General features: G+C 45.2%; 28 protein-coding genes. 21 read left to right on the top strand and 7 right to left on the bottom strand.

What is annotated here, in order from left to right; all coding sequences use genetic code 11:
* Positions 1-170: 170 nt before the first annotated feature.
* From IC571_RS06875 to IC571_RS06865, 3 genes are all read left to right on the top strand, one after another.
* On the top strand, positions 171-668 hold the full coding sequence (locus IC571_RS06875; RefSeq protein WP_215315588.1) for a LexA family transcriptional regulator: 498 nt from the start codon (positions 171-173) through the stop codon (positions 666-668).
* A complete protein-coding gene (locus tag IC571_RS06870) occupies positions 665-1,987 on the top strand; it encodes a Y-family DNA polymerase (RefSeq protein WP_215315587.1) in 1,323 nt (440 codons plus the stop codon). Before IC571_RS06875 ends, IC571_RS06870 begins: the two co-directional genes overlap by 4 nt.
* A gap of 130 nt (positions 1,988-2,117) precedes the next feature.
* The gene (locus IC571_RS06865; RefSeq protein ID WP_215315586.1) at positions 2,118-2,261 is read left to right on the top strand and encodes a hypothetical protein; all 144 of its coding nucleotides are present in this window, start codon (positions 2,118-2,120) and stop codon (positions 2,259-2,261) included.
* 73 nt (positions 2,262-2,334) lie between these two features.
* Here IC571_RS06865 and IC571_RS06860 read toward each other — a convergent pair whose 3' ends face one another.
* Positions 2,335-2,622, bottom strand: coding sequence for a helix-turn-helix domain-containing protein (locus IC571_RS06860; protein ID WP_215315585.1), 288 nt, complete (start codon positions 2,620-2,622; stop codon positions 2,335-2,337).
* Entirely contained in the window at positions 2,619-2,966 is a 348-nt protein-coding gene (locus IC571_RS06855) for a type II toxin-antitoxin system RelE/ParE family toxin (RefSeq protein WP_215315584.1), read from the bottom strand. Before IC571_RS06855 ends, IC571_RS06860 begins: the two co-directional genes overlap by 4 nt.
* Before the next feature lie 180 nt (positions 2,967-3,146).
* On the opposite strand from IC571_RS06855, the gene IC571_RS06850 reads away from it, so the two are divergent.
* A complete protein-coding gene (locus IC571_RS06850) occupies positions 3,147-3,434 on the top strand; it encodes a YkgJ family cysteine cluster protein (RefSeq protein WP_251373280.1) in 288 nt (95 codons plus the stop codon).
* A gap of 4 nt (positions 3,435-3,438) precedes the next feature.
* Here IC571_RS06850 and IC571_RS06845 read toward each other — a convergent pair whose 3' ends face one another.
* Together IC571_RS06845 and IC571_RS06840 are read right to left on the bottom strand one after the other, a co-directional pair.
* Positions 3,439-4,398 (bottom strand): tripartite tricarboxylate transporter substrate binding protein, encoded by a 960-nt coding sequence (locus tag IC571_RS06845; protein ID WP_215315582.1) that lies wholly within the window; start codon positions 4,396-4,398, stop codon positions 3,439-3,441.
* An 8-nt stretch (positions 4,399-4,406) separates the two neighbouring features.
* Positions 4,407-5,240, bottom strand: a complete 834-nt coding sequence (locus IC571_RS06840) for an amidohydrolase (RefSeq protein WP_215315581.1) — start codon at positions 5,238-5,240, stop codon at positions 4,407-4,409.
* Positions 5,241-5,296: 56 nt separating this feature from the next.
* Here IC571_RS06840 and IC571_RS06835 point away from each other — a divergent pair, with 56 nt between their 5' ends.
* Genes IC571_RS06835 through IC571_RS06825 form a run of 3 tightly spaced genes read left to right on the top strand, consistent with a single transcriptional unit; the run spans position 5,297 to position 8,240 of the window.
* Positions 5,297-6,178 (top strand): oxaloacetate decarboxylase, encoded by an 882-nt coding sequence (locus IC571_RS06835; protein ID WP_215315580.1) that lies wholly within the window; start codon positions 5,297-5,299, stop codon positions 6,176-6,178.
* A gap of 58 nt (positions 6,179-6,236) precedes the next feature.
* Positions 6,237-7,202 (top strand): tripartite tricarboxylate transporter substrate binding protein, encoded by a 966-nt coding sequence (locus IC571_RS06830; RefSeq protein ID WP_215315579.1) that lies wholly within the window; start codon positions 6,237-6,239, stop codon positions 7,200-7,202.
* 48 nt (positions 7,203-7,250) lie between these two features.
* Positions 7,251-8,240 (top strand): sulfurtransferase, encoded by a 990-nt coding sequence (locus IC571_RS06825; RefSeq protein WP_215315578.1) that lies wholly within the window; start codon positions 7,251-7,253, stop codon positions 8,238-8,240.
* 31 nt (positions 8,241-8,271) lie between these two features.
* Here the strand turns inward: IC571_RS06825 and IC571_RS06820 are convergent, their stop codons facing one another.
* Positions 8,272-9,288 carry a tripartite tricarboxylate transporter substrate binding protein gene (locus IC571_RS06820; protein WP_215315577.1) on the bottom strand — a complete coding sequence of 339 codons (1,017 nt, stop codon included), beginning with the start codon at positions 9,286-9,288 and terminating at the stop codon, positions 8,272-8,274.
* A gap of 169 nt (positions 9,289-9,457) precedes the next feature.
* On the opposite strand from IC571_RS06820, the gene araD reads away from it, so the two are divergent.
* The 9 genes from araD to IC571_RS06775 all read left to right on the top strand — a co-directional run bounded on the left by araD (position 9,458) and on the right by IC571_RS06775 (position 19,225).
* Positions 9,458-11,197, top strand: a complete 1,740-nt coding sequence (gene araD, locus IC571_RS06815; RefSeq protein WP_215315576.1) for an L-arabinonate dehydratase — start codon at positions 9,458-9,460, stop codon at positions 11,195-11,197.
* Positions 11,198-11,397: 200 nt separating this feature from the next.
* Positions 11,398-12,549, top strand: coding sequence for a branched-chain amino acid ABC transporter substrate-binding protein (locus IC571_RS06810; protein ID WP_215315575.1), 1,152 nt, complete (start codon positions 11,398-11,400; stop codon positions 12,547-12,549).
* A gap of 82 nt (positions 12,550-12,631) precedes the next feature.
* Positions 12,632-13,522: a branched-chain amino acid ABC transporter permease gene (locus IC571_RS06805; RefSeq protein ID WP_251373560.1), complete on the top strand. Its 891-nt coding sequence runs from the start codon at positions 12,632-12,634 to the stop codon at positions 13,520-13,522.
* A 2-nt stretch (positions 13,523-13,524) separates the two neighbouring features.
* On the top strand, positions 13,525-14,667 hold the full coding sequence (locus IC571_RS06800; protein WP_215315574.1) for a branched-chain amino acid ABC transporter permease: 1,143 nt from the start codon (positions 13,525-13,527) through the stop codon (positions 14,665-14,667).
* The gene (locus tag IC571_RS06795) at positions 14,664-15,461 is read left to right on the top strand and encodes an ABC transporter ATP-binding protein (RefSeq protein ID WP_215315573.1); all 798 of its coding nucleotides are present in this window, start codon (positions 14,664-14,666) and stop codon (positions 15,459-15,461) included. Before IC571_RS06800 ends, IC571_RS06795 begins: the two co-directional genes overlap by 4 nt.
* A 2-nt stretch (positions 15,462-15,463) precedes the next feature.
* A complete protein-coding gene (locus IC571_RS06790; protein ID WP_215317853.1) occupies positions 15,464-16,171 on the top strand; it encodes an ABC transporter ATP-binding protein in 708 nt (235 codons plus the stop codon).
* A 38-nt stretch (positions 16,172-16,209) separates the two neighbouring features.
* Entirely contained in the window at positions 16,210-17,364 is a 1,155-nt protein-coding gene (locus IC571_RS06785; protein WP_215315572.1) for a M20 family metallopeptidase, read from the top strand.
* Positions 17,361-18,656, top strand: a complete 1,296-nt coding sequence (locus IC571_RS06780; protein WP_215315571.1) for an amidase — start codon at positions 17,361-17,363, stop codon at positions 18,654-18,656. The genes IC571_RS06785 and IC571_RS06780 overlap by 4 nt, the downstream gene beginning before the upstream one ends.
* A 41-nt stretch (positions 18,657-18,697) precedes the next feature.
* Positions 18,698-19,225: an HD domain-containing protein gene (locus tag IC571_RS06775; RefSeq protein ID WP_215317852.1), complete on the top strand. Its 528-nt coding sequence runs from the start codon at positions 18,698-18,700 to the stop codon at positions 19,223-19,225.
* 32 nt (positions 19,226-19,257) lie between these two features.
* Here the strand turns inward: IC571_RS06775 and IC571_RS06770 are convergent, their stop codons facing one another.
* Positions 19,258-19,608: a hypothetical protein gene (locus IC571_RS06770; RefSeq protein ID WP_215315570.1), complete on the bottom strand. Its 351-nt coding sequence runs from the start codon at positions 19,606-19,608 to the stop codon at positions 19,258-19,260.
* 18 nt (positions 19,609-19,626) lie between these two features.
* On the bottom strand, positions 19,627-19,824 hold the full coding sequence (locus IC571_RS06765) for a hypothetical protein (protein ID WP_215315569.1): 198 nt from the start codon (positions 19,822-19,824) through the stop codon (positions 19,627-19,629).
* A 184-nt stretch (positions 19,825-20,008) separates the two neighbouring features.
* Here IC571_RS06765 and IC571_RS06760 point away from each other — a divergent pair, with 184 nt between their 5' ends.
* The 5 genes from IC571_RS06760 to IC571_RS06740 all read left to right on the top strand — a co-directional run bounded on the left by IC571_RS06760 (position 20,009) and on the right by IC571_RS06740 (position 24,848).
* Positions 20,009-21,472 carry a DUF4407 domain-containing protein gene (locus IC571_RS06760; protein ID WP_215315568.1) on the top strand — a complete coding sequence of 488 codons (1,464 nt, stop codon included), beginning with the start codon at positions 20,009-20,011 and terminating at the stop codon, positions 21,470-21,472.
* Positions 21,469-22,308 (top strand): hypothetical protein, encoded by an 840-nt coding sequence (locus IC571_RS06755; protein ID WP_215315567.1) that lies wholly within the window; start codon positions 21,469-21,471, stop codon positions 22,306-22,308. The genes IC571_RS06760 and IC571_RS06755 overlap by 4 nt, the downstream gene beginning before the upstream one ends.
* Before the next feature lie 28 nt (positions 22,309-22,336).
* Positions 22,337-23,338: a hypothetical protein gene (locus IC571_RS06750; RefSeq protein ID WP_215315566.1), complete on the top strand. Its 1,002-nt coding sequence runs from the start codon at positions 22,337-22,339 to the stop codon at positions 23,336-23,338.
* Between the two features lie 119 nt (positions 23,339-23,457).
* A complete protein-coding gene (locus IC571_RS06745) occupies positions 23,458-23,610 on the top strand; it encodes a hypothetical protein (RefSeq protein ID WP_215315565.1) in 153 nt (50 codons plus the stop codon).
* Positions 23,607-24,848 carry a YafY family protein gene (locus IC571_RS06740; RefSeq protein ID WP_215315564.1) on the top strand — a complete coding sequence of 414 codons (1,242 nt, stop codon included), beginning with the start codon at positions 23,607-23,609 and terminating at the stop codon, positions 24,846-24,848. Before IC571_RS06745 ends, IC571_RS06740 begins: the two co-directional genes overlap by 4 nt.
* Positions 24,849-24,935: the final 87 nt, after the last annotated feature.

The raw sequence follows: 24,935 nt of genomic DNA, 5'->3' as shown, positions 1-24,935 counted from the left end.
TTGGAATGAAAATTCATCGAAAACTCATAGCCCATTATGGGTTAAATCTTTGTTTAGGAGATTGGGGTTTATGACTAGAAAAACCGCTTCAAAGACCTGAAAACAACAAAAACAGCCTCATTTTTAAGGTTTTTATATATACTGTATAAACATACAGTATATTCATCACTATGAAGTCGCAGTTAACCCCTCTTAAAACGACCTTAAGTCAGGCGCCACAAGCCTTGGCAGGTTATTTTGCCGCTTATGAGCTTAAGCTCTTAAGCCACCGTATTTCAGCTGGATTCCCCAGTCCAGCGGCTGATTACGCTGAGGATGGCCTGGATTTAAATCAGTACCTCGTTGAGAACAAGCCCGCCACCTTTATGTTCACCGTGAAGGGTGACTCGATGTTGGGCGCGGGAATTTGTGACGGCGATAAGGTGGTGGTGGATAAAGCATTAAAGCCAAAACACAAAGATATTGTGGTGGCAGTCGTTGATGGTGAATACACCATTAAGCGTTTATATCAATCACGTGGCCGCGTTGAGTTGCAACCTGAGAACTCAAGTTATGAACCCATCACATTTGGTGAGGGCAATGAGTTGCAGATTTGGGGTGTAGTAGTTGGTGTGGTGCGCAAGTACAGCACTGCGAGCACTCGTTACAACAAGAGTATTAAGCCATGAGCACCCCAAAAAAATTATCTGCTGTGCAGACACCATTATTTGCTCTAGTAGATGTGAACAATTTCTATGTTTCTTGTGAGCGTGTTTTTCAGCCTAAGTTAGAAGCTGTGCCGATGGTTGTGCTATCGAATAATGATGGATGCGCCGTGGCGCGTAGTGCGGAAGTTAAGGCCCTAGGCGTCAAAATGGGTATGCCCTGGTTTCAGATGAAAGATTTGGCCAAGAAGCACGGTATTACCGCGTATTCCTCAAACTACACGCTCTATGGCGATATGAGCAATCGAGTAGTGCAGGTACTCAAAACATTTACACCCAAAATTGAGATCTACAGTATTGATGAAAGTTTCTTACAGATTGAGAGTGTCTTAAAGCATCATCGCGACACCATCGAGCTAGGTCAATCGATTCGCAGCACTGTAAAAGAAACAACTGGCTTACCAGTTTGCGTTGGTATTGGCGCTAGCAAGACCTTGGCAAAGTTGGCTAATCATTTAGCAAAGAAGCATCCCGCATTCTCTGGTGTATGCGATGTGCAAGCAATGCCCAAAGAAGAGCTCTATCAATGGATGAGTGAGACTGAGGTTGGTGAGGTGTGGGGTATTGGTCGACAGTTAAATAAAAAACTCAAAGCACAAGGTATTCATAGTGTGTTTGATCTGCTGTGTGCTTCCCCACAAGCGATGCGTCAACAGTATGGCGTAGTCATGGAGCGCCTATGCTATGAACTGCGCGGGACTTCTTGCTTACAGCTAGAAGAGGTGGCAGCAGACAAGCAGCAAATCATTGCTTCGCGCAGCTTTGGCAAGCTAGTGACCAGCCAGACTGAGCTGGCTCAATCAGTTGCCACTCATGTGGCCAGGGCTGCCGAGAAGTTAAGGGGGCAAGATGGGGTAACTGGCGCATTAACGGTGTTTATTCAGACCAACCCATTTAAACATCACGAGCCACAGCACCATCAAAGTATCACCATTCCGCTGGCTGACCCAACCGATAACACGCTGACATTAACCAATGCGGCTTTAGCAGGACTCAAGCAAATTTATCAACCCAACTTTCGTTATAAGAAGGCAGGAGTCATTCTGAACTGCATTAGTGATAAGCCTAGCGTTCAGCAATCACTCTTTGAAGACCTGGAGAGCAAAGGTAAGTCAGCACACCTCATGAAGGTGATGGATGAGATCAATACGCGTTTTGGAAATACAGCACTTCGGTCGGCAGCCTCAGGCACGCAAGATAGTAAACAAGCCTGGCAAATGCGATCAAACAATCGATCACCTAACTACACCACCAAGTGGGATGAGTTGCCAGTCGCACGTTAGGAAACCCATGAAAGACATGAAAGAACATCAACAAAATACCAAAAAACCACGATTTTTTACTAGCTCATTTCGTGAGCTTTTAACTCAGTAATCTAGTAACAACTAAGCAATCAAAGTAGAGGAGAAATACATGAATACCTTAAGTAACTTGACGAACAACTTCAACGGCATCTCATTGGCGGCCATCATGATTTTGTCTTATTGCGCAGTACTCAAAAACACCAAGCGTCATGAAGGCGAAGCAAAGAACGTCTTCAATCGTCAGTACCAATAAGAAAAAAACAATCGCAGCAGCAAAAGTTAGCAGAAGGGGAATAAGGAACTCACGGATTCCTTATTCCCTTGTTTTAAGCGGCTTTTAGTTCAAATTTAATACTCTTTCCAAGTACTGCAGCAGCGCTAGCAAGCGTAATTAGTGTGAGACTAGTATCACTTTCATCTAGTAAGCGATTGAGAGCAGCACGACTCGTATGCATTTTTTTAGCCATTAATGTTTTAGTTAAATTTTGTTTTTCCATTTCCCGTTCAATCTGCCATGCGATAACACGCTTCACTGCAACAGCTGTAGAGTGTTCTAAAAGAGATTCTTCTTTTAGAAAATCGTCAAAATTACTGCCAATATGTTTTTTCTTCATAACCGCTTCCTCAAATTTTTAACTCTGGCTCTAGCTATATCCAAATCTGGTTTTGGCGTTTTCTGTTGATTCTTTTTGAATCCATGGATCAAAACCATGGATTTACCATCAAGAACAAAAAATACTCTAGCAATTCCATCCTTTAATCTACTTCTGGCCTCCCAGATATCTCCTTCAATATGTTTAACAAGGGGCATTCCAAGTGGCCAGCCATATTGAATGGTTTTCAAATCTTCGCCAATAATCTTTTTATCTCCAGTCGTTAGTTCCCTAAGCCATTCTCGAACTGGCTCATTAAATGTGTCAGTTGCATAAAAGTACACTTCTAATATTGGATTCTTCATCCAAATATCGTATCAATATTGATACATATATTACATCAGAACTTACTGAATTGCATATAGGAAAAGACTGATTAATAGATTCCCCAAGGGCAAATACAATGAGACTCTCTAAGTAAGTTTCAAAAGTTAATGACATCGAATCCCTGCTTTGACTGTGGTCAGTGTTGCCAACATTTCCGCGTGAGTTTCTATCACGGGGAGATTGAAGGTAATGGCGTTGGCATTGTTCCTGCTGAGCTGACTACCAAACTCACAGATCATCTGGCTTGTATGAAGGGTACCGAGAAGGGTGGTGCACCTTGTATCGCATTACGTCACACTAAAGAGGAAGGTTGGCGTTGCTCTATCTATGAGAGCCGTCCCACCCCTTGCCGAGAATTCAATATTCTCAATGAGGATGGAACGCCCAACCCAGATTGCGAGCGACTACAGCTGGTCGCCAAGCAAAAGCGACTAGCTGGCAGTTGAGCATTTAACGCAAATTCAGTGTTTTAGCGATTTGGCTGAAGGCCGCGTATTCCTGATCAAGCTTGTTCTGTAGCTCTTTGCCTGTCAGAACAGCAGAAGATTCGCCAACCTCATCTAAATACCGCATGGTGTCAGGTTCTTTCATGGCCTGACTGAACGCTTGTGCAATTTGCTTAATGCGTTCAGGCTTCGTGCCTTTAGGTGCTAGCACTACGCGCCACAATAATGTCTCTTCTTTTGGTAGACCAATATCTTTCAAAGAGCTGGCATTGGGAAACTGGGCATTTCTGTTTGCAGAAGAGACCAATAGGCACTTCGCTTTACCAATATTGGCATGTTGCAAGACTGGTGGAATAGAGCCTACATAGATATCAATTTGATTGGATAAAAAACCAATGATGGTTTCACCAGCACCCTTGTAGGGAACATCAACTGCTTGGATATTCTGGGGTCTAAAGATGCGCTCGGTAGCAAGTTGCGCAGGACCACCTAAGCCATCGGTGCCGTAGGTGTGTTTCTTGGGATTCTTGCGCAGCTCTTCCATAAAGGATTTGCCATCATTTGCTGGAAAATCAGGATGAACACAAAAGACATACGGTGCGGTAGAGAGTTGAATGACTGGAATGTAGTCATTTGGTGTGTAAGGCACTTTACTGGTCTGCGGAACCACGGTGACCGGGGAGGGCCAAACACCTGCTAGGGTATAACCATCTGGCGGAGAGTTCACCATTTGCGCAACACCAATCGTGCCGCCAGCACCAGGAACGTTTTGCACGCTAATAGGACCACCAATAAAACGTTGTGCATCTTTAGAGGCCACCCGAAAGAGTGCATCAGTACCGCCACCAGGCGCTGTAGGAACAATCAATTTGGTGACAGTCTGGGCAGAAACCGATTGCAATAAACAGATTGCCGTACAAGCAAAGACAGTTTTCAAAAGGGATTGTTTAGAAAGATTACGCATATCAAGCCTTATTCAAAATGAAAGAGGGTTTTGGGGTTATTGATCAAAATGTCATTCCATGTTGCCCGATTAGGAATGGCCGACTCAATCCAAGAGAGGCAGTCAGCATAAGTAAAGCGGTTTTCATAGCTGAGCCATGGCCAATCGCTAGCCCATACCAGTTGTTTTGGGTTAGCTGCTATCAGTGCATCGATATAGCCTTGAATAGAAACACCATCTAAAAAACCAAGGCGATAGGGCGCGGAGAGTTTTACCCATACTTTGCCATCCGCTAGGCTACGCAGCGTATTCTGAAAACTCTTGCTCTGTTTACCTTGAACTCCGAGCTTAGGATCAGGGTTGCCAAAGTGATCTAACACTAGGGTGGCGCCACTGGCTAATATTTTGGGAATAACCAATTCTTGTAAGTGATCTTCTAAAAATAATTCAATATGCAGGTCTAAATCTTTAGCTGTACCCAAGAGTTTTTTGTAGTCAGCGCTATCAATATCCGGAATGGCTTTTTTCCTAATCCAATTCAAGCGAATGCCAACAACGCCTTGCTCACGCATCTGTAGCAGTTCTCGCTCTAGGCGAGAGGAGCTAGGGTCAACAATCACGGTGCCACGAAGTTGATCTGGATAACGACGTAGGGCATCAAGCAAAAGCGAATTATTGGCACCATAAAAACTGGGTGCAGTTAATACCCCATGTGAGATGCCATGTGAGCCTAAAACAGTGAGATATTCCTCCGCATTAATATCGCGAGTAGGGCGGGAGTGGATCTCTGGTGCTAATGGGAGATCCACAGCCATGATGTGGGCATGGCAATCAACGCCAGTAATAGCGGGTTTTTCTGACATCTGTCTCTGAATTGTTGCTCAATAGGTATTTATAATTCTGTAAAAAGGAGACTACCATGCCACAACAAGATGGCTCAACTCACTTGGGTACCCGCTTACGCCAACTCATTAATGAGAGAAGGGGTTTATTAGTGCCTGGAGCAGGCAATGCCTTGGCAGCTAGGGTGATTGAGGATGCTGGATTTGAGGCAGTCTATCTCAGTGGCGCAGGCCTTACTAATCAGTTTTACGGCATTCCGGATTTAGGCTTTATTAGTCTGAATGATGTTGCGTCGCACACGGCCGCTATTCGGGATGTGATTCAACTACCCCTCATTGTGGATGTTGATGTCGGCTTTGGTAATGCGGTTAATGTCCATCACACTATAAAAGTATTAGAGCGATCTGGTGCTAATGCAGTGCAAATAGAAGATCAAGCCATGCCCAAGCGTTGTGGCCATTTCGCTGGCAAAAGCATTATTAGCAAAGAAGAGATGTGCGGAAAGATTAAGGCTGCAGTCGACGCTCGGGCGCATGAGGACTTTTTAATCATTGCTAGAACAGATGCAAGATCGATCAATGGATTACAAGATGCTTTAGATCGAGCACAGGCGTATGCACAGGCCGGCGCTGATATGACCTTCATTGAGGCGCCAGAGAGCGTAGAAGAAATGAAGATCATTGCCTCACAAACTTATTGTCCGCAGCTGGTCAATATGGTGATTGGCGGCAAAACCCCATCGCTTCCCCAGCAAGAGCTGGCGCAAATGGGATTTGGTATTGTTCTGTATGCCAATGCTGCCTTACAAGGTGCAGTGCATGGCATGAACCAAGCGCTAAATCATTTAAAGCAAACGGGCGAACTCAAAGAAGATCCTAATTTAGTTGCTACTTTTGCTCAGCGTCAAAGCGTTGTTAAAAAAGAAGACTTTGACGCCCTAGAAAAGAAGTTCTCATAAACAAATCAAGTTAAAACTAATCTAAGCACCTAACACCATCTAATACTATCCAACCATCATGAAAATATCTAAACTTCTTATAGCGTTTGTTTCTACACTTATCGCCACATCTGCGCTTGCTGCAGATCCATGGCCTAATCGTCCCATCAAATTTGTAGTGGGCTTTGGTCCTGGTGGTGCCAATGACTTAGTGGCACGTGCGGTTGCGGAGGCTGTAGGTAAGCAACTGGGACAACCCGTGATTGTGGAGAACAAGCCGGGTGCGGGTTCTGTGTTGGGTGGTGACTATGTTGCTAAGAGTGCGCCAGATGGTTACACCTTCTATGCAGGTGCTGCAGGTGGTGTTGTGACCATTCCGATGCTGCGCAATAGCATGCCTTATAAGCAAGAAGACTTGGTACCCGTAGGAATGATGGCGGTGAGCCCATCGATCATTGTTGTCAATAGTGACTCGCCGATCCAGAACTTTAAAGAACTCTTAGCGAAAGCAAAAAATAAGCCAGGGGTGACATTTGCAACTGCAGGTTCTGGTAGTACGCCGCACTTTGTGGCGGAGATGCTGAAGCTCTATGCCGGTGGTGGTAATTATGAAATCATTCCTTACAAGAGTGGATCAGAAGGCGTGTTTGCAGTGGTCTCTAAACAAGTAGATGCCACATCAGAGGCTAGCGTCGTAGTGTTGCCACAAATTGAAGGCGGCAAACTCAGACCAATCGCATCTACTTGGAACAAACGTATTACTCGTTTACCAAACGTGCCAACCACGAAAGAATTGGGTTACCCAAATATCTTTATTGGTCACTGGTCAGGCATCTTTGCTCCTAAAGGCACCTCTCCTGAGATCATCGCCAAGATGAACCAGGCGATTAATGCAGCTTTAGATACCAATGCGCTTAAATCTCGTTTGATTCCACAAGGTATTGAGCCAGCTCCAGGTTCGCAAGCAGACTTCATTAAGTTCTTAAATGAAGAGCGTAAGCGTCTACAGCCGATTGTGAAGAGCGCCAATATGAAGGATGAGTAAAACTCATTCATCATGTATTTAGATCTTATTTATTAAAAGGAAGACCCAATGAGAAAACTCTTATTAATCCTCTTGGCATCCATTGCTACTGGCGTGTTTGCTCAGGATGCAGCAGTCATTGTTCAAACGGATCAAGTTCAGCAGGCACTTGCGCGTGGCGCAATCATTTGGGATGTCCGTGATGAAAAGAGTTATCTCGATGGCCATATCCCAGGAGCAATAAATATTGGCGATGCTGGTGCTGTATTGCGAGATCCTAATAAGGAAGATTACATTCCAATAGAGCAGATCGAGAAGACCTTCAATGCTGCTGGCTTGGATGTGAATCAGGAGGTGATTGTCTATGGCTCAAGAGGTAATCCCTATAGCTACTTTGGCTTGTACACCATTAAATACTTTGGTGGCAAAAACGCCCAGATCTATCACGACGGTATTGATGGCTGGAAGCAAGCAGGCTTATCAATTCAGAAAGAGCGTACAAGTCTCAAGCCTGTATCAGTAGCCTTGGTGCCACAAAAACAGCTGGTGGTGAGCAATGAAGAGATGCTCAAATTGGCGCAGTCCAAATCAGTGCAGATCATTGATGCAAGAACGCCCGATGAATATTCCGGTAAGGACATTCGCGCTATTCGTGGCGGGCATATTCCAAATGCGATCAATGTGCCATTTGAAGACAACTGGCAAGACCCAGCAGCAGGAGTGAAGCTGAGCAAAAAGCAGGTGACTGACAATTCAGGAATGGCGCTGAAAAACACAGCCGATCTGAAAAAACTCTACGCGAATCTAGATCCCGATAAAGAGACGGTGGTGTATTGCCAAAGTGGAGTCCGTGCATCTGAGACAGCAACGGTTCTCAAGAGTCTAGGATTTAAGAAGGTGAAGGTCTACGACTCATCATGGCTAGGTTGGGGGAATAACCTCAAGGCACCTGTTACTGATGAGACATTCTTAAATGTGGGCGCACTCAATGCCAAGATGGCCGCCATGCAAAACAAGATCAACCAGTTAGAAGAAGCGCTGAAAGCCAAAAATAACTAAAACTAACTCGCCAGAGTAGTTGCCAAAGCAACTACTCTGGTTTAATTCCGGACTTCTTAATTAAGCTAGTCCAAAGTTCAATTTCAGATTTCATGAAATTGTTGTACGCATTCGCACCCAATGGTGGAATCACAAAACCGACTGACTCAATGCGTTGCTTGACTTCAGGGGTTTGCAGTGCCTGAATCATGGTAGCTTCTAATTTATCGAGTGCTGGCTTAGGGGTTCCTTTAGGTGCGCTGATACCTGCCCAAGACAATGCTTGGAACCCAGGGTAGCCACTTTCTGCGACAGTGGGGACATTTGGGTACAAAGGGTTGCGTTGTAAGCTACTTACGGCAATCGGTCTGAGTTTGCCGGCGGCAACGTAAGGTAATGCAGCATCTTGATTGATAAACTCCATCGGAATTTCATTACCCAAAATGGCATTCATTAAAGGACCACCGCCGCGATAGGGGATGCCAACGATCGGTAACGGATTACAGTTCAGCTTCTTTTTGGGATCTGCGCAGGTAGCAGTTGCTTGGCGAAGTAACTCCATGGCCATATGACCTGATGATGCATAGGTATAACCATAGTCAAGCTTGCCAGGATTGGCTCTTGCATAGTCAACGATATCTTTCAGTGTTTTAAAAGGACGGTCTGGGTGAACTACTAAAACATTTGGCCCTAGATCAATGAGTGAGATATGTGCAAAATCCTTCATTGAGTCATATTTGAGATTCGGATCTAAACCATGGGCCACGGCATTTTGTCCAACGCCAGTCATCACTAAGGTGTAGCCATCAGGCTGCGCACCAGCAGCTCGTTCAGCGCCAATGACGCCACCACCACCAGCGACGTTCTCAATCACAAAGGCTTGCTTCAAAATTTTGGTGAGTTGCTCGGCAGAAATGCGCGCCATTAAATCAGTTGTACCGCCAGGAGGAAAGGGAACAATGATTTTGACGGGTTTGCTGGGGTAGTCAGATTGGGCAAATGCTGTCAGCGAGCCAAAGCAAGCTAAATAGCAAATGCACAGCGTTTTAATCCATAAAGAGTGCTTCATTTGGTCTCCATCCCCATGGTCTTAGGGTTTTTTATTTAGGTCTTGATGCTCTGTTTTTACTAGGGTAATTAAATGGTTGGGAGAAAACAAGTGCAGGAATACCCTTTCTGCAATTTCCAGCATTAATATAGGCTTTTACATTTCTTCTTATATTGATCCATAGGCGCCAATGTCCAAAAAGACCAAAGAATCCTTGCGTAGTGCTCGCTGGTTTGCACCGGATGATTTACGTTCCTTTGGACATCGCTCTAGAGCTATGCAAATGGGTTATGGGCCAGAGGATTGGGCAGGTAAACCGGTTATTGCCATTATTAATACCTGGTCCGATATCAATCCTTGCCACACGCACTTCAGGCAACGAGTAGAAGACGTGAAGCGTGGCATATTGCAAGCCGGTGGATTTCCGTTGGAGTTGCCTGCTATCTCATTAGCAGAGCAGTACGTTAAACCTACCACCATGCTCTATCGCAATATGCTGGCGATGGAAACAGAAGAGTTGATTCGTTCTCATCCAGTGGATGGTGCAGTTCTGATGGGTGGATGCGATAAGACTACGCCAGGCTTGGTGATGGGTGCTTTATCTGCGGGTCTACCGTTTGTCTATTTACCCGCTGGACCAATGTTGCGTGGCAACTGGAAAGGCAAAGTTTTAGGTTCGGGTTCGGATGCATGGAAGTATTGGGATGAGCGCCGCGCAGGCAATATCTCTGAAGCACAGTGGTTGGAAGTAGAAGGCGGTATTGCCCGTAGTCACGGTACCTGTATGACCATGGGTACCGCTGCCACCATGATGGGTATTGCTGAGGCGCTAGGGTTGACATTGCCAGGCGCATCAAGTATTCCAGCAGCAGATGCAAGCCACCCTCGGATGGCCGCTGCTTGCGGTAGAAGAATTGTGGAGATGGTGTGGGAAGATCTCACGCCGGCAAAAGTGCTCAGTAAAACCAATTTCTTAAATGCGATTAATGCAGCGATGGCGATGGGTTGTAGTACCAACGCCATCATTCATTTGATTGCGATGTCACGTCGTGCAGGCGCAGACTGCACCGTGAGCTTAGAAGATTTTGACCAGGCTAGCAGAAAAGTTCCGGTGATTGCCAACATTCGTCCTAGTGGCGATCAATATTTGATGGAAGACTTTTATTACGCAGGTGGTATGCCAGCGCTTTTAAAACAGATGGGCAGTCATCTGAATCCAAATGCGATGACCATCACCGGCAAAACCATTGGTGAGAATATTAAAGATTCGCAAGTGTATAACGATGATGTCATTCGGTCATTAGACAAAGCGATTTACCAAGAGGGCGCCCTAGCAGTTCTGAAAGGCAATATCGCACCAGGTGGCGCAGTCATTAAGCCAAGCGCCTGTGCTGAGAAGTTCCTCAAACACACTGGCCCGGCCCTCGTGTTTGATAGCTACCCTGAGATGAAAAAAGCCGTTGAGGATGAAAATCTCGATGTCACAGAGGACCATATTCTGGTTCTAAGAAACGCTGGACCAAAAGGTGGCCCTGGTATGCCGGAGTGGGGCATGTTGCCTATTCCGGTGAAGTTGGTTAAGCAGGGTGTGCGCGACATGCTGCGCTTATCCGATGCTCGCATGAGTGGTACTAGTTATGGCGCTTGCATCTTGCATGCCTCACCAGAGTCTTATATTGGCGGTCCCTTAGCTTTAGTGAAAACGGGTGACCTCATTACAGTCGATGTACCAAACAGGAAAATACATCTAGAAATTAGTGATGAAGAACTGGCCCAGAGAAAAGCAAAGTGGGTAGCGCCAGAACCGAAATATGAAAGAGGGTATGGCTGGATGTTTAGTCGTCATATTTTGCAAGCAGAAGATGGGTGCGACTTTGATTTCCTAGAAACCAGCTTTGGTAAGCCAGTACCAGAACCAGACATATTTTAAAAATGAAAAGTACCCAAGCTTGAATTGATTGACTGCATTCCTTCACCAAATTAGGTGGGAGTGTTCAACTTAGGTGCATGCAGCACCAATTTATGACTTATACGTATTACTTCATCATTTTTATGAGTTGTATATTCAAGTTTTAAAGCTTTGCTACACTAAGAAAAAAGCAGTACTACCTATAAATAAGGAGACCCAGCATGAAATCACGTATTTCTACGTTGTTTGCAGCCCTAGTTATCAGTATTTCAGGGAGCGTATCTGCTAAAGATACGGTCAAAATTGCCTACATTGGACCCTTGACAGGTGGTGTTTCAGCCAATGGTATTGGCGGTCGAAACTCTGCTGATTTAGCGGTTCGGTTGAAGAATCAGGATCCAAATGCGAAGTACAAGTACGAACTAGTTGCGGCTGATGATGAATGTAAGCCAAACGTAGGTGTGCAGGTTGCAACCAAAATAGCATCGGATAGTTCGATTATTGCTGGGGTAACGCATTATTGTTCAGCTGTAGCCATGAGCACGGTCGACGTGTATCACAAGTTTGGCTTACCAGTCATGGTGTGGGGCGCTGTTTTGCCTGAAATCACTTACGCCAACAACTACAAAGAAGTTCACCGTGTTAACGGCACCATGATTAACCAGAACGAAGTTGCTGCAAAGTTTCTTACAGGGCTTGGTTACAAGAAGTGGGTCATCATTCATGACACCACCGACTACGGTAAAGGTCACAATAAATATTTCTCTCAATATCTCGCCAAAAATGGTGGACAGATTTTGGGAACCTTTGGCGTTACTGCAGATCAGCAGGATTTCACAGCGGAGTTAACCAAAGTAAAAGAGTTAAAGCCTGAGGTAGTCTACTTCGGGGGTTTGACTCCAATTGGTATTCGCATTCGCACGCAGATGGATCGCCTGGGCATCAAGGCTGTATTTGAAGGCACTTCTGGAATTAAGTCTGACGCCTACATTGAAGGTTTGGGCAAACTCTCTGAAGGTTCACTCTCATTTATTGAAGGCGCTCCATGGGAGAAATTACCAGGTGGCCTCGGGTTTATTGCTAAATACAATCAGCAAAAATATCCTGATGCTCCAGAGGCGTATGGACCATTTGCTTACACTGCAGCAACTCTCATTATTGATGCGATCGAAAAGGCTGGGCCTGATCGCAAGAAAGTAATGGCAGTACTAAACAACACTCAAAATGTGGAAACAATTATTGGTAAGGTAAGTTTTGATGATCATCGTCAAAATATCGTTCCATTGATTTCCAAATATGTTGCGCAAGACGGCAAATGGGTTGTTTGGGAAGATAGCTTGTATGCCAAGGGACAGCGTAAGCTAGGCCAATAATTCTTCATAGATTTTCTGGCTAAGAGGAAAGTGTTCTAGCGTGTCATTTGATATTTTTTTGCAGTATCTTCTCAATGGGTTGATGCTGGGCGTTATTTACGCAATTGTGGCGGTCGGCTTCACCTTGTACTTTGGTGTTCTGGACGTTATTAAGTTCTCGCACGGTGATATCTTGATGGTGGGGGCCTTTGCTGGCCTCACCACTTATATTGGGATTGCTGGAACTTTTGACTCTCCATGGCTGCAGTTACTTGTGCTGGTATTGGTGAGTCTGTCGATCGCAGCATTTCTTGGTGCAATCATTGCGCGCTATTTGATTCTGCCTCTCCAAAAAGCACCCCCAATTAATACATTGCTAGTTACTTTGATGTTGGGCTTGGCTTTGCGTGAGTTGGTACGTTTGTTTTATCCAAATGGATCCAATCCAAAACCATTTCCAAGATTGCTTCCAGGCGATGGAATCGCCATTGGGGAATTTATATTACGCGCGGATAGTTTGATTCTTCTAGCTACCGGTGTGATTACGATTGTTGCTGTACAGAGGCTAATTACCAAAAGCAAGATCGGATTAGCGATTCGTGCAGTTGCTCAAGATAGTGAAACTGCACGCATTATGGGCATCAATTTTCGGCAAATTGTGCTGATCACTTTTATGCTGGGATCTGCATTGGCTGCGCTAGCAGGTTTGATGAATGGCTTGTATTACAACGAAGTCAATTTCAGTATGGGCTTACTTTTAGGTGTGATTGGCTTCTCTGCTGCGGTTGTTGGTGGTTTAGGTAATTTTTACGGGGCGATTGTCGGAGGTTTTTTATTTGCGGCTCTTCAGACAGTTGGGGCAGTACTGCTGCCAGCAATCTTGCCGAGCGTTCCGAGCGCATACAAAGATGTATTCGCATTTGCGGTGATCATCATCATTATGGGATTAAAGCCAACTGGTTTGATCTCAGAAAAATCCAGTGAGCGAGTGTAAGTATGAAATTATTGATCTCTACTTTCATCGTTTGCTTAATCTATTGCATCTTGTTACTTGGCGCTGAAAACCAGTTGGAAGTGGGTGCATTAGTCGCGATTGCTTTTGTTGCGAGTTTAGTTGGCAAGAAAACTGGGTTCATGGATCGCCTGGCGGTTGCAGTCAGTCAGCGTCCAAGTTTTCCAGCAACTGCTTCAGTGATTGGCGTCTTGGTCATGATGGCCGTGTTTCATAACTCCCACTTCGCTTTGTTAATGCTGGCAACGGTATTGATTTATTCCATCGTTTGCTTGGGTCTTAATATTCAATTTGGCTACGTAGGTATTGTGAACTTTGCGGGCGCCGCCTTTTTTGGTATCGGTAGCTATACCGCCGCAGTTTTAGCTACGCATACCGCAGTACCGCATTTATTAGTGCTGTTCATTGCGGCAACTATTTCAGCCTTAATTGGCTCTATCCTGATTTATCCAGTGCTGAGAACGCGTGGTCACTATGCTGCGCTAGTAACTATTGCTTTTGGTATTTTGTTTCGCAACTTCTTAGAGGTTAACGACACCCTGGGTGGTCCACAAGGCTTAAAAATTCCACCGTTAACCATTTTTGGCTGGAATCTTTCTGATGGGCTAGAGGTGGGTGGTGTTGAGATTTCCTTCTACATTCCCTATTTAGTGATTGCCTTAGTTCTGCTGATTGCAACCTTCCGTATTACTCGCAACTTGGAGCGCTCATGGATTGGCTTGAGCATGGATATGGTTCGCACGGATGAGATTGCTGCTTCTACTTTTGGGGTCAATATCGCCCATTGGAAAATTGTTGCGTTTACTTTGGGTAATTTTGTTGCGGGCTTGGCTGGTGCGCTCTACGGCATGATGACAGCCTATGTGGCGCCAAATAACTTCACTTTTGCTGATTCTTTGATCCTGGTTTCGATTGTGATTCTTGGGGGCATTGGAAACCCATGGGGAATTATTCCTGCGGCTGCGATTGTGGTGATTCTGCCGGAGAAATTACAGTTTATTCAGGAGTATCGCTTTCTGCTGTATGCGATTGTGGTGATATTGATCTTGTTATTCCGTCCCGATGGTTTATTGCCAAGACGTGTTCGCCAGTATTTTCCTGCCAGTAGAGCGGGAGGAAAAGAATGAGCCAGCAATCTTTGAATTCCAAGACTAAATTGTTAGAAGCACAAGATCTCACCATGCGTTTTGGTGGTGTTACAGCGCTGGACTCCTTGAATTTGCATGTGAATGAAGGCGAGGTTCTAGGTCTTTTAGGCCCTAATGGATCTGGTAAGACAACATTTTTTAATGTCATCACTGGCTTGTATCGCGCTAGTTCTGGACGTGTACATTTTCGTGGCCAAGATTTAACTGATGCAACTGCCCAGCAGGTTTATCTGAATGCCATTACTAGAACATTCCAACGCTCACGCTTGTCTTTGCCATTAACGGTATTTGACAATATTGCCATTGGCGATAATCGTCGCCTTAATACGGGTTTGCTCTTTAATTTACTCTCTCGTAAGGCGTTTAAGGCTGAGTATGAAAGGGTAGTCGAGCAGGTAGAAAGCTTATTAAAGACCTTCAACCCTAAATTGGCCCCCAAAATATTTGAGCCGGTTGCCAGTCTGCCGATGATTGATCGACGTCGTATTGAAATTTGTCGAGCCTTAATTAGCGAACCTGATCTCCTGTTGTTAGATGAGCCATCCGCAGGTATGACACATGACGAAACTGCAGAAGTGATGAATGATATTTTGCAGGTGCGTAGCAAAATCAAACCCTTTACGATTATTTTGATCGAGCACGAAATGGGCTTAATTCAGCGCATGACTGAGCGTTGTATCGTCCTGAATTACGGTAAAAAGATTGCCGAAGGCACTTATGATGAAATCGTGAGCAACCGTGAAGTTCAGGTTGCCTATTTGGGGCAGGAATAATGATGGCCTTATTAGAAATCGACCATATCAACACAGCCTACGATCGGATTGATGTTCTTGAAGACGTATCGATTCAGGTCGAGCGTGGACAAATCACTTGTATCTTGGGTGCCAATGGCGCGGGAAAATCCACTCTCATTCGATCTATCCTGGGTTTAACTCCAGCTAATCGTGGCAAGATTACTTTTAATGGTGCGGACATCACGCATTTAGCTACTCACCGCATTATTGGTCAAGGTATTGCTTGTGTGCCGGAGGGGCGTCGTGTTTTTCCTAGAATGACGGTCGATGAAAATTTATCAGCAGGCGCATATCTAGTTGGCGATCAAAAGGTGATACAGGAACGTCGCGAACGGGTAAAGACTTTATTTCCGCGTCTGGCTGAACGCTCTAATCAATTGGCAGGAACCATGTCTGGCGGTGAGCAAGCCATGTTGGCAATTGGCCGTAGCTTAATGAGCTCTCCTGAACTTCTCATTTTTGATGAGCCTTCCTTGGGTCTCTCTCCTTTGTTTGTGAAAGAGAACTTCAAAATCATCAAAGAAATCAATCAAATGGGGACAACAGTCTTGCTGGTTGAGCAAAATGTACGTCAAACCTTAGCTATTTCGCATCGCGGCTATGTGATTGCGAAAGGGCAGGTCGTAGCGCAGGGTAGCGCTACTGAGCTTGCTGAAAATTCAGAGGTGCAAGCTGCCTATTTTGGGTAAGTCTATTCAACTAAGTACCCTCAACCTAATTTGCTCGAATGAATATGATGACTATTCCTGATCCGATTGCCTTAACCCAAGAGCTGATCCGCTTTAATACTGTTAACCCTCCTGGTAATGAAGACCAGATTTGTAATTTTCTAGCGAGCATTTTGGAGTCGGCTGGTTTTGAGTGTCGCAAGATTGAGTTTGCCCCACGACGGATGAGTCTAGTGGCCAAAAATGGTGCTTGTACTCCTGCAAATCCAAGCATCTGTTTCACAGGTCATGTGGACGTAGTTCCATTGGGAGCGCGATCTTGGAAGCATGAGCCATTTGCCGGTGTAATCGATGATGGCAAATTATTTGGCCGTGGCTCTAGCGATATGAAAAGTGGCGTCGCTGCATTTATTGTTGCCGCCATGAAAACCGCGCAAACTGCCAAAGCCGGCGGTGGTATCAGCATGATTATTACCGCAGGAGAAGAGACGGGTTGTGAAGGCGCGTTTCATCTAGCTGCGAGTGATGAGATTCTGAAATTTTTAGGCCCCGCTGGTTGCTTTGTCGTTGCAGAGCCCACCGCCAATGAACCACTCCTTGGTCACAAGGGCGCCTATTGGCTCAAAGCTTCTACTGAGGGCGTTACTGCTCATGGATCGATGCCAGAGCGTGGTGACAATGCATTCTACAAATTAGCAAAAGCAGCACTCACTCTTGAGCAATTTACTTTTGATACGCCTGTTCATCCCATGATGGGGCAAGGCACATTGAATGTGGGTACCGCTAAAGCCGGTTTAAATATCAATTCTGTGCCTGATGCTGCTGAAATGACTTTAGATATTCGTACGGTAGCGGGGCAGAGTCATAAACATATCTACGGCTGTCTATGTAAAGCCCTAGGCCCAGTTGTGAAACTAGAAACCATCATTGACATTGAAGGCGTATATACACCTGCAAACGACCCTTGGATGGCCAAAGTATTTGACCGTTGTGAGCAAGTCAATGGCGTTAGACCAACTGAAAAAACGGTTTCTTACTTTACAGATGCTTCTGCACTAAAGCCTGCTATCGGCAACCCTCCTACAGTCATCCTAGGGCCTGGGCAGCCAGAGATGGCACATCAAACCGATGAATTTTGCTACGTAGACAAAATTACCGATGCCACCCAAATTTTTGAAGATCTGATTACGGATTGGCAGCAAACTGGAAAATGAAGAATAGTCACCAAGCTTTGGGTTTAATCGCAGCAGCTAAACAAATTGACGCGCACCAGCTTGATCCAAAGGATTTGCTGAAGGATGCATTTGAGTTGGCTAATCAATTAGAGTCAAATTTAAAGGCTTTTGTTTCTAGGCATTCCCTAGAAGATTTAATCAAGTCGATTGCGCCAGGCCCTTTATCGGGTATCCCAATTGGCATCAAGGACATTATTAATACTCAAGATTTGCCAACCACCAACGGCTCGCCAATCTACACCAATCATCGTCCATCGCAAGATGCGCCAATCGTCCAGAAGATCAGAGCTTTAGGCGGAATTGTTTTTGGCAAGACGGTAACTACTCAATTTGCCTGGAAAACACCCGGCCCAACGGTCAATCCTCACAATTCTGCTCATACTCCCGGCGGTTCATCTAGCGGATCTGCTGCAGCGGTCGCCGCTGGTATTGTCCCGCTGGCTCTGGGTACACAGACGGTGGGCTCGGTTGTCAGACCTGCTGCATTTTGTGGGGTCGTGGGATTTAAGCCAAGTTTTGTTGCTATCTCAAAAGAAGGTGCCCATCCACTTTCATATGCATTGGATCACATTGGGTTCTTTACTCGATCGGTAGAAGATGTCGCATATGCCTATCAATTGCTCAAAGAGGGCAGTGTTTATCAGGGTGCTAAAACAAAGGTAAGCGACGTAGCGCAATTGAGCATCAACCATATACCTAAGATTGCATTGCTCAAAACACCATTTGATCACTTAATGAGTGCTGAGCAAGAACAGGCGATCCAAACGGCGATTAAAAAATTACAACAAGCGGGCGCAAGCGTTGAGGCGGTAGAGTTACCCAAGCAATACTGGGATGGCGTAAATCAAATGCCGACGATTATGGCTTATGAGGCTGCGCAGATACACCGTGAGCATCTACGAAATCATTCAGAACTTCTTTGCGAAAACATCAAAGAACTTGCTGCCAAAGGGGTGGAATACTCTCAGGCTGAATATGAGGTCGCATTAAACCAGCAAGCCCAGTTACGCAAATCGGTGAGTGAGATATTTAAAGAATTTGATGGACTGTTACTAGCGCCGGCAACGGGCGAGGCCCCTAGAGATCTCACATGGACGGGCGATCCGTCGTTCTGTGCTCTCGCTAGTTACTTGGGTATTCCAGCAATTAATCTGCCTGCAGGGAAATCAGCCAATGGATTACCCCTCGGAATTCAGTTGATGGGTAATTACGGGGGAGATGAACATCTTCTGACGGTTGCTCAATTTGTCGAGAGCTCTTTGGTTCATTGAAAACTAGTTAGCAATCAAGCATCTCTATAATTGAGAGCATGATTAATCATTTTGTTCATGCCTTATCGTTTGCCGCTGAGAAACATAAAAATCAGCGTCGCAAAGATGCGCAAATTACACCCTACATTAATCACCCCATTGAACTCGTGAATGTCCTCGTAAATGAGGGTGGAGTGGTCTCTTGGGATATTTTGTGTGCCGCCTTATTGCACGATGTGATTGAAGATACCGAAACGACCGAAGAGGAGCTCTTGGCTCACTTTGGCAGAAAAGTAGCCTCGATTGTCAAAGAAGTCAGTGACGATAAATCACTGCCAAAAGAGGTGCGAAAGCGTAAGCAGGTTGAGCATGCGCCATTTGCAAGCCATGAGGCCAAGTTAGTTAAGCTTGCGGATAAGATTTGTAATCTGCGTGACATTTTAAGTTCACCCCCAACGGGCTGGGATTTGAAGCGCAGGCAGGAATATTTTGCATGGTCGCAAGCAGTGGTTCTGGGTATTCGTGGAACCAACTCCAAAATGGAAAAAGTGTTTGATATTCTGGTTGAGCAAGGCAAAGAGATGCGATAAGGTTTTGCCTTGGGCTTTCTAAATACTGAGCTTTAGATAGCCGGCAAAATCTGTTTAATCATTTCTAGAGCTTGTTCAGCAGTCTTGACCGACGCTCCTTTGCCAGACTTGCCAATCACAAAGCTTTTTTCCTTTGAAATATAGATGTGGACAAAGGCCTCATTCTTGCTTGAGCCAATGACTACTTGCAGAACGGGTTCAGCACTAGCCCGATCATAGGATTCTGTAAAGCTTGTGTAATCAAGTTCATGAGGATGATTTTTGGATATTGCCCAAATGAGATGGGTAATGCCCTCTACGAGCTTGCAGTATTCCTGGTAAAAGCTCGGTTCAGAGTGCTTATACCCCTCAATCGCAATGGCATGGAGTGCACTATTGGCCATGGTTGCTTTTAACGACTCTTATCTCAAGATCTCTAAATGCACAGCAGTATCAAGCTCTTCCAAAGACGCTCTGCAATCAATGGCGGCCAAAGTGAGCCCTTCTTGTCTGAAGTCTTCAATGCTGGGATGACTACCATCGCCACCTAAATTGACAATATAAGTCCACAGCACTTGATTTGGCTGATGCTTACGGTAGATGTCAACGATGCGTTTCATTTGCATCCCTCTATCAGTTAAATATACGCCCGCGTGATCAAAATGGCTTTAATTTTTAATACTGCAATGCGACATTGATTTTGAGCTGGGTTACACGCTATTTTTAGTTTTGTAGGCTAAAAGCTCATCCTATGAGCTTTTAGCTCGCAATACTTCACTCATCCTTTTATTTATGGGTGGGTGTATGACCACGGTTCGTCAATATCTCGTTTTTCTCACCGGCCATCGAATTAGCGCAAGAACCCCTGCGGAAGAAGTGGGGAGCCTTAGCAAGATTGGCGCCGCTATTGCCTTTGCCAGTTTTTTAGCTGCGCTGCAATTTGGCATTGCAGGATGGTTTTTGGCGATGGATTTGCATATTGCGCTGCAGATTCTCATGTCATTGGTGTTTGCCATCATTGGTGCAGCTATCGTCTTAGTGCTTGACCGCAATTTTATTTACCTTGCTGATACGCGCTATGAAACCGATAAAAAACTGACCTATGTCTATTTGGGAATTCGGGTGTTTCTCATTACGGTGATTGGTTCGCTCAGCAGTCAATTTACGATGCCCTTATTTTTAAAGTCAGAGCTCGCTATTCATGCGCAAGATATGAAAGATGGCCGTTTTACAGAAGCCAAAGAGCGCTATCAAGAAAAATACGAACTAGCTGACAAAACTCAAAACCTCAATGATTTAGAGGGCAGATCTGCCAAACTCAAAAAAGATATTGCTAATTTAACGCCAGAGTTAGTGCGTCAGCGTGGTGTAGTTAATCAATGTTTTGCTGACTACACCAAAAAAACCAAAACTACCTTTGCACCAGATTTGGATGAGCATGAAATTATTAATCTGTATGCAAAAGACAAGCGTGAGTGTGAACGTATTGAAGGTCTTTATCGTGAGGCCTATCGCGCGTACGTAGCGCCCAAAGAGGCTGAGTTAACCCAAATGGGCGACGCCATTACTCAAGCGCAAGGCAATATTGATACCGCCAAAAAAGACATTGCCCAGGACTTAGAAAAAGCAACCGCGATTAATGAGGCCTACATCAATGTCGCATCAGCTGATGTGTTGTCTTCTTTAGTACGCCACAATCCTGGCGCTTTTTTAAAGTATGCCCTTCTGACGCTATTGCAACTATGCCTTGAGCTCATGCCAATCCTATTAAAGCTGCAGGCAGGGCAGTCCCCCTTAGGGCATGAAATGGCAATCTATGCTTATGACCACAAAACAGTGACCTTAGATCGTGTTAACCAAAGTAATGAACGGCGTTTAGAATCAGATGCGCAAATTGAATTGGCTCGTCATGAGCATGCGCTAGTACTTAAAGAGCAATTTGCCAAGCGCCAAGAAATGGATTCGCAGCTGGTGCAGCAAAAACTCACTCAAGACTTAGAAAATGAGAAATTGCGACAAGAGCTCATCGAGCTCAAACGCCAAGCCAATGCCTATGCGCGTGCGCAGCATCAATTTACACAAAGCTTTACTCAGGCAGCTAACCAGTTCGTCAATCGCGTGGTAGTGCCCACGGTGAATATGGCTGGTAAGCCATTTACTCAAAGCAATTCTCAAGAGTCAACATCTAGTGAGCAGGAGAGTAAGTCGGCTGGTGCCAGAGTATTTCCCTTTGTAGGCCAAATGGATCTGGGCGTTAAAGCGTCATGAAAATAGCTTTAGTGATCGGCTTACTCACGCTATTGCTGGCATGCTCAAGCTCGCCTCGCTATAGTAATAATAGCTATACGCAAACCTATAAGCCCCAAGCATCAAGCACATACTCTAAGCCAGTGGCACAAAGCAATTATCAGGCCAATAATGCTCAAGGCAATTACATCAAAACATCCGGGCAAAGTGCTGGACAATCTGCATCACCTGTTGCGGTATCTAATTTTGAGCGTTTAAGCTACGAGGACTTGGTTCGTTTTGAGCCAGATTGCGAGCGGCGTACCGAGCAAGCCGCGCTGTTAGAAGAGCAGCTCAGACGCAATCGCTTTTATACAGTAGATGGCGTAGATGGTAATAGCTATCCAGGAAAAATAAGTAAGAGCTATTACTCGCTTATTAAATATCGCATCTGGTCACTTCATTTTTCCTGTCAGGGTAGTGAAGTAGCGCGTAATGTCATTGAGCAAGATATCCGTGCTGTCCCGACATCCTCTCCCTTGGCAACACCGCGTTGTTACTTTGAAGAAACAACTGAAGCAAAGACTTCAGTTCAGCCAGCGCACTACTTGACTAGCGAGCAGCAATCGACCCGAAGAGAAATCTGTACGAATTTTCCGTATGCGCAAGATAAGCCTTTTATTCGTGTTGGAGATCAAATTAGCTTGAGTTCTCGAGACGCCAAAGATGGCACCTCGTATTCAGCGCTACGCAAATGGAGGGGAAATATTTATCAGATGGTCTCAAAAACAGAAATGCATTTGAATCAAGCAGTCCGTTTTACCTTAGTAACCGTTCGCTCAGGAGTCAATCAGTGGACGGTAGTAGATAAGTTCTAACAATCAATTTCATTGAAAAGGGAAGGTTATGATGAATAAACACTCGAATGTGCGCGCTGTACAAAGTATTGGCAGCATTCGCAGTATTGCTGCAGGTGGAGCATTGAGTCTTGTGCTGGCTGCCTGCGGTAGCAATCCTGTGCAGCAAGTGCAAAATCAGCAGCAAGACGATTATCGCCAGCAGGCTCGTGTGGCAAAACAAGCCATCAGTGAGGCTCCTGACTGGATGTATAAGTTGCCCAAAGAGTCTGGGGTGATCTATGAAAATGGCACCGCCATTAGCAGTGACTTCTCGATGGCTGACCTCAAGGCAAAAACCATGGCCTATGTGAAGATTTGCACGGGTGCTGGCGGTAAGGTGCGCAGCCAAATGAAGATGTATCGCGCTGATAATGATGCTGCCTCAGTTGAGAGTTCAGAATTGACTGTGCGTAGTCTTTGCCCTGATGTAGATATCTCAGGAGTAGAGACGGTCGAGATGAAGCACGTGGCTGAAGGAAATCGTATTCGCACCTATGTTTTGGTTGCATTGCCATTGGGCTCGAAGAACGTGGCGAAAAGTGCGAAAGATATTCAGAATCGCTCGGGCGAAGCCTTTAAAGAACTCGATGGCGTGACTGAAAACCAGTTACGTAGCAATGGAAAAGAGGTGCAGAAGGAGTTTTCGCCAAGTGCCGTAGTGGTGCCGGTCCAGCCGGCTCAATCCTTTACCCCTGCACCTCTTGTAATGCCGCCCTCAACTGTGCCGCCAATTAGCCAGGCACAGCCCGCGATGGAGGGCGCAACTAATGCCAGTAGTGCAACAGAGCTTCCCACATTAAAAATGAATGTCAAACCTGCCACTAAGCTTGATGGCAGCGTGATGGATTCGGTCAGAGCGGTTGGACCGGACTCGGTAGTGGTGCAATCGGGCGATGGCACCCAAAAACAATTGGGTTTAGTCAACTCTAAAAACCCAGAGTATGTTGCAAAGCGCGCTGAGGCGCTTAATAAACCTGGCGCGGTGATTGGGCAGGTTTCGGTAGAGTAGTTTATTGCTCAATCAAATTAGTCAAGCTTGGCCAACTCTTTTGATAGAGGTAAAAAGACGATAAATCCCATCGTTTTGATTTGCAATCATCAATTTCCTATCATTTATTCGGAGGGTTGATGAAGTTATTTGTGGCATTCGTTCGCATACCGCTAAATCATGATTATCAAAAAGTTCAGGTTCTAGCCAATTCTCCTGCAGAAGCAAAAGAGCAGTTGGAGATTGAGTACGGGGAGGGATCAGTGGCTCGTTATCCTCAGGAGCTAGCATGAGGGAAGTAGTGCAATTTATAGCCATCTTGGTTTACGATGAAGAGTCGTTTCATAATGAGTTGGCGCAAATGAATAAAAAATTCTCTAAATCCACATCCAAAACCGAAAAGGAAGAAAAGAAAGCGCTTGAGGTTTTTCAGCGGCGCTGGGATTTATTAAAGCGCATTCCCTCTTATGAGCAAGATGGCTCAAAAGAGCAAGTTGCTACAGTGTTATTTGCACGCTATGGCCTGCCTGACGGCGAGGGCGGCATGAAGGCAGATGATTTGGAGCTAAAAAGACAAAACTTTCTGCGCTATATCCAAAGTGACATTGATATTTTGCAAAGGGCCCTCAAAGACCTTGGATCAGAAGAGATTGAAACTTCCAGAGGTAAAGTTTGGTGGAATAAACGTAAAGGGTCGCCGTTTAAGGTTGCCGGCTTTGGGTTAAATGAAACCATTGCTTTTGGTATGCTCAAAAAACTCGGTAGTAATTGGCTACCTTCAGAAATACAAAAAGATTTAGAGCCCTACTATGAAAAGGCCATTGCTGGCGCTGCAAACCTAATTGTGATTCAAGCTAATACAAGTACTGATCAGGCTAGCACCCAAACTCGAAAGTGGCTTACGAAATTAGAGCAATGGCCTGACTTTATTGAATTTAAAAAGCCAACTGTTAAACCCGCAGTGCAGCGCGCCATCTACGAATCTTTGCTCCATGAGACTCGATTGGAGATTAAATATAAAGGCAGGGAAGAGCCATTTATTATTCACCCTCATCTCTTGGTGCAACGGGGTGTTAGAACCTATCTGTTTGCTACGGATGACTCAAGGGGTGCAATACTTCATTCGTTTTTGCTAAACCGCATTTCTCAGGCCAAATATATTGGCGGCCAGTACAAGCCGAGATCCCAGGTGGAATTGAAATCTCGGCTGGATAGGGGAATTGCCGTTCCAAAAATGGACCAAGAGATTTATGGAAAAGATATTGAATTAAAAATGGTGGTGGATTTTGGCACTGCATTATTGCTTGGCGAAACCCCCATTGGGAGAAATCAACTGATTAAACCCTTAAAAACCAAGCTTGATCCAAGGGATGATGACCTAGCTTCGGAAGTAACAACCACCATCAAGTTGCAAGAAGAATTGGTTTGGTGGTTACGTAGCATGACTCCGCATGTGAAAGTTCTTGCCCCAACGATACTCGTTGAGCGTATGCGGGTCGACATGAAAAAGGCGGCAAAACTGTATTCCTAAGTTTTTCACCCCCCCCCTAATTTTGGCGATAAATTTCATCGTTTCAATCTGGATACTATGTATTGCTGTGTGGGATGTATCGCAGCA

Source organism: Polynucleobacter sp. MWH-UH2A (assembly GCF_018687195.1).
Taxonomy (GTDB): domain Bacteria; phylum Pseudomonadota; class Gammaproteobacteria; order Burkholderiales; family Burkholderiaceae; genus Polynucleobacter.
The sequence above is the reverse complement of the archived record's forward strand: the minus strand, read 5'-3'. Positions and strand labels throughout refer to the sequence as shown.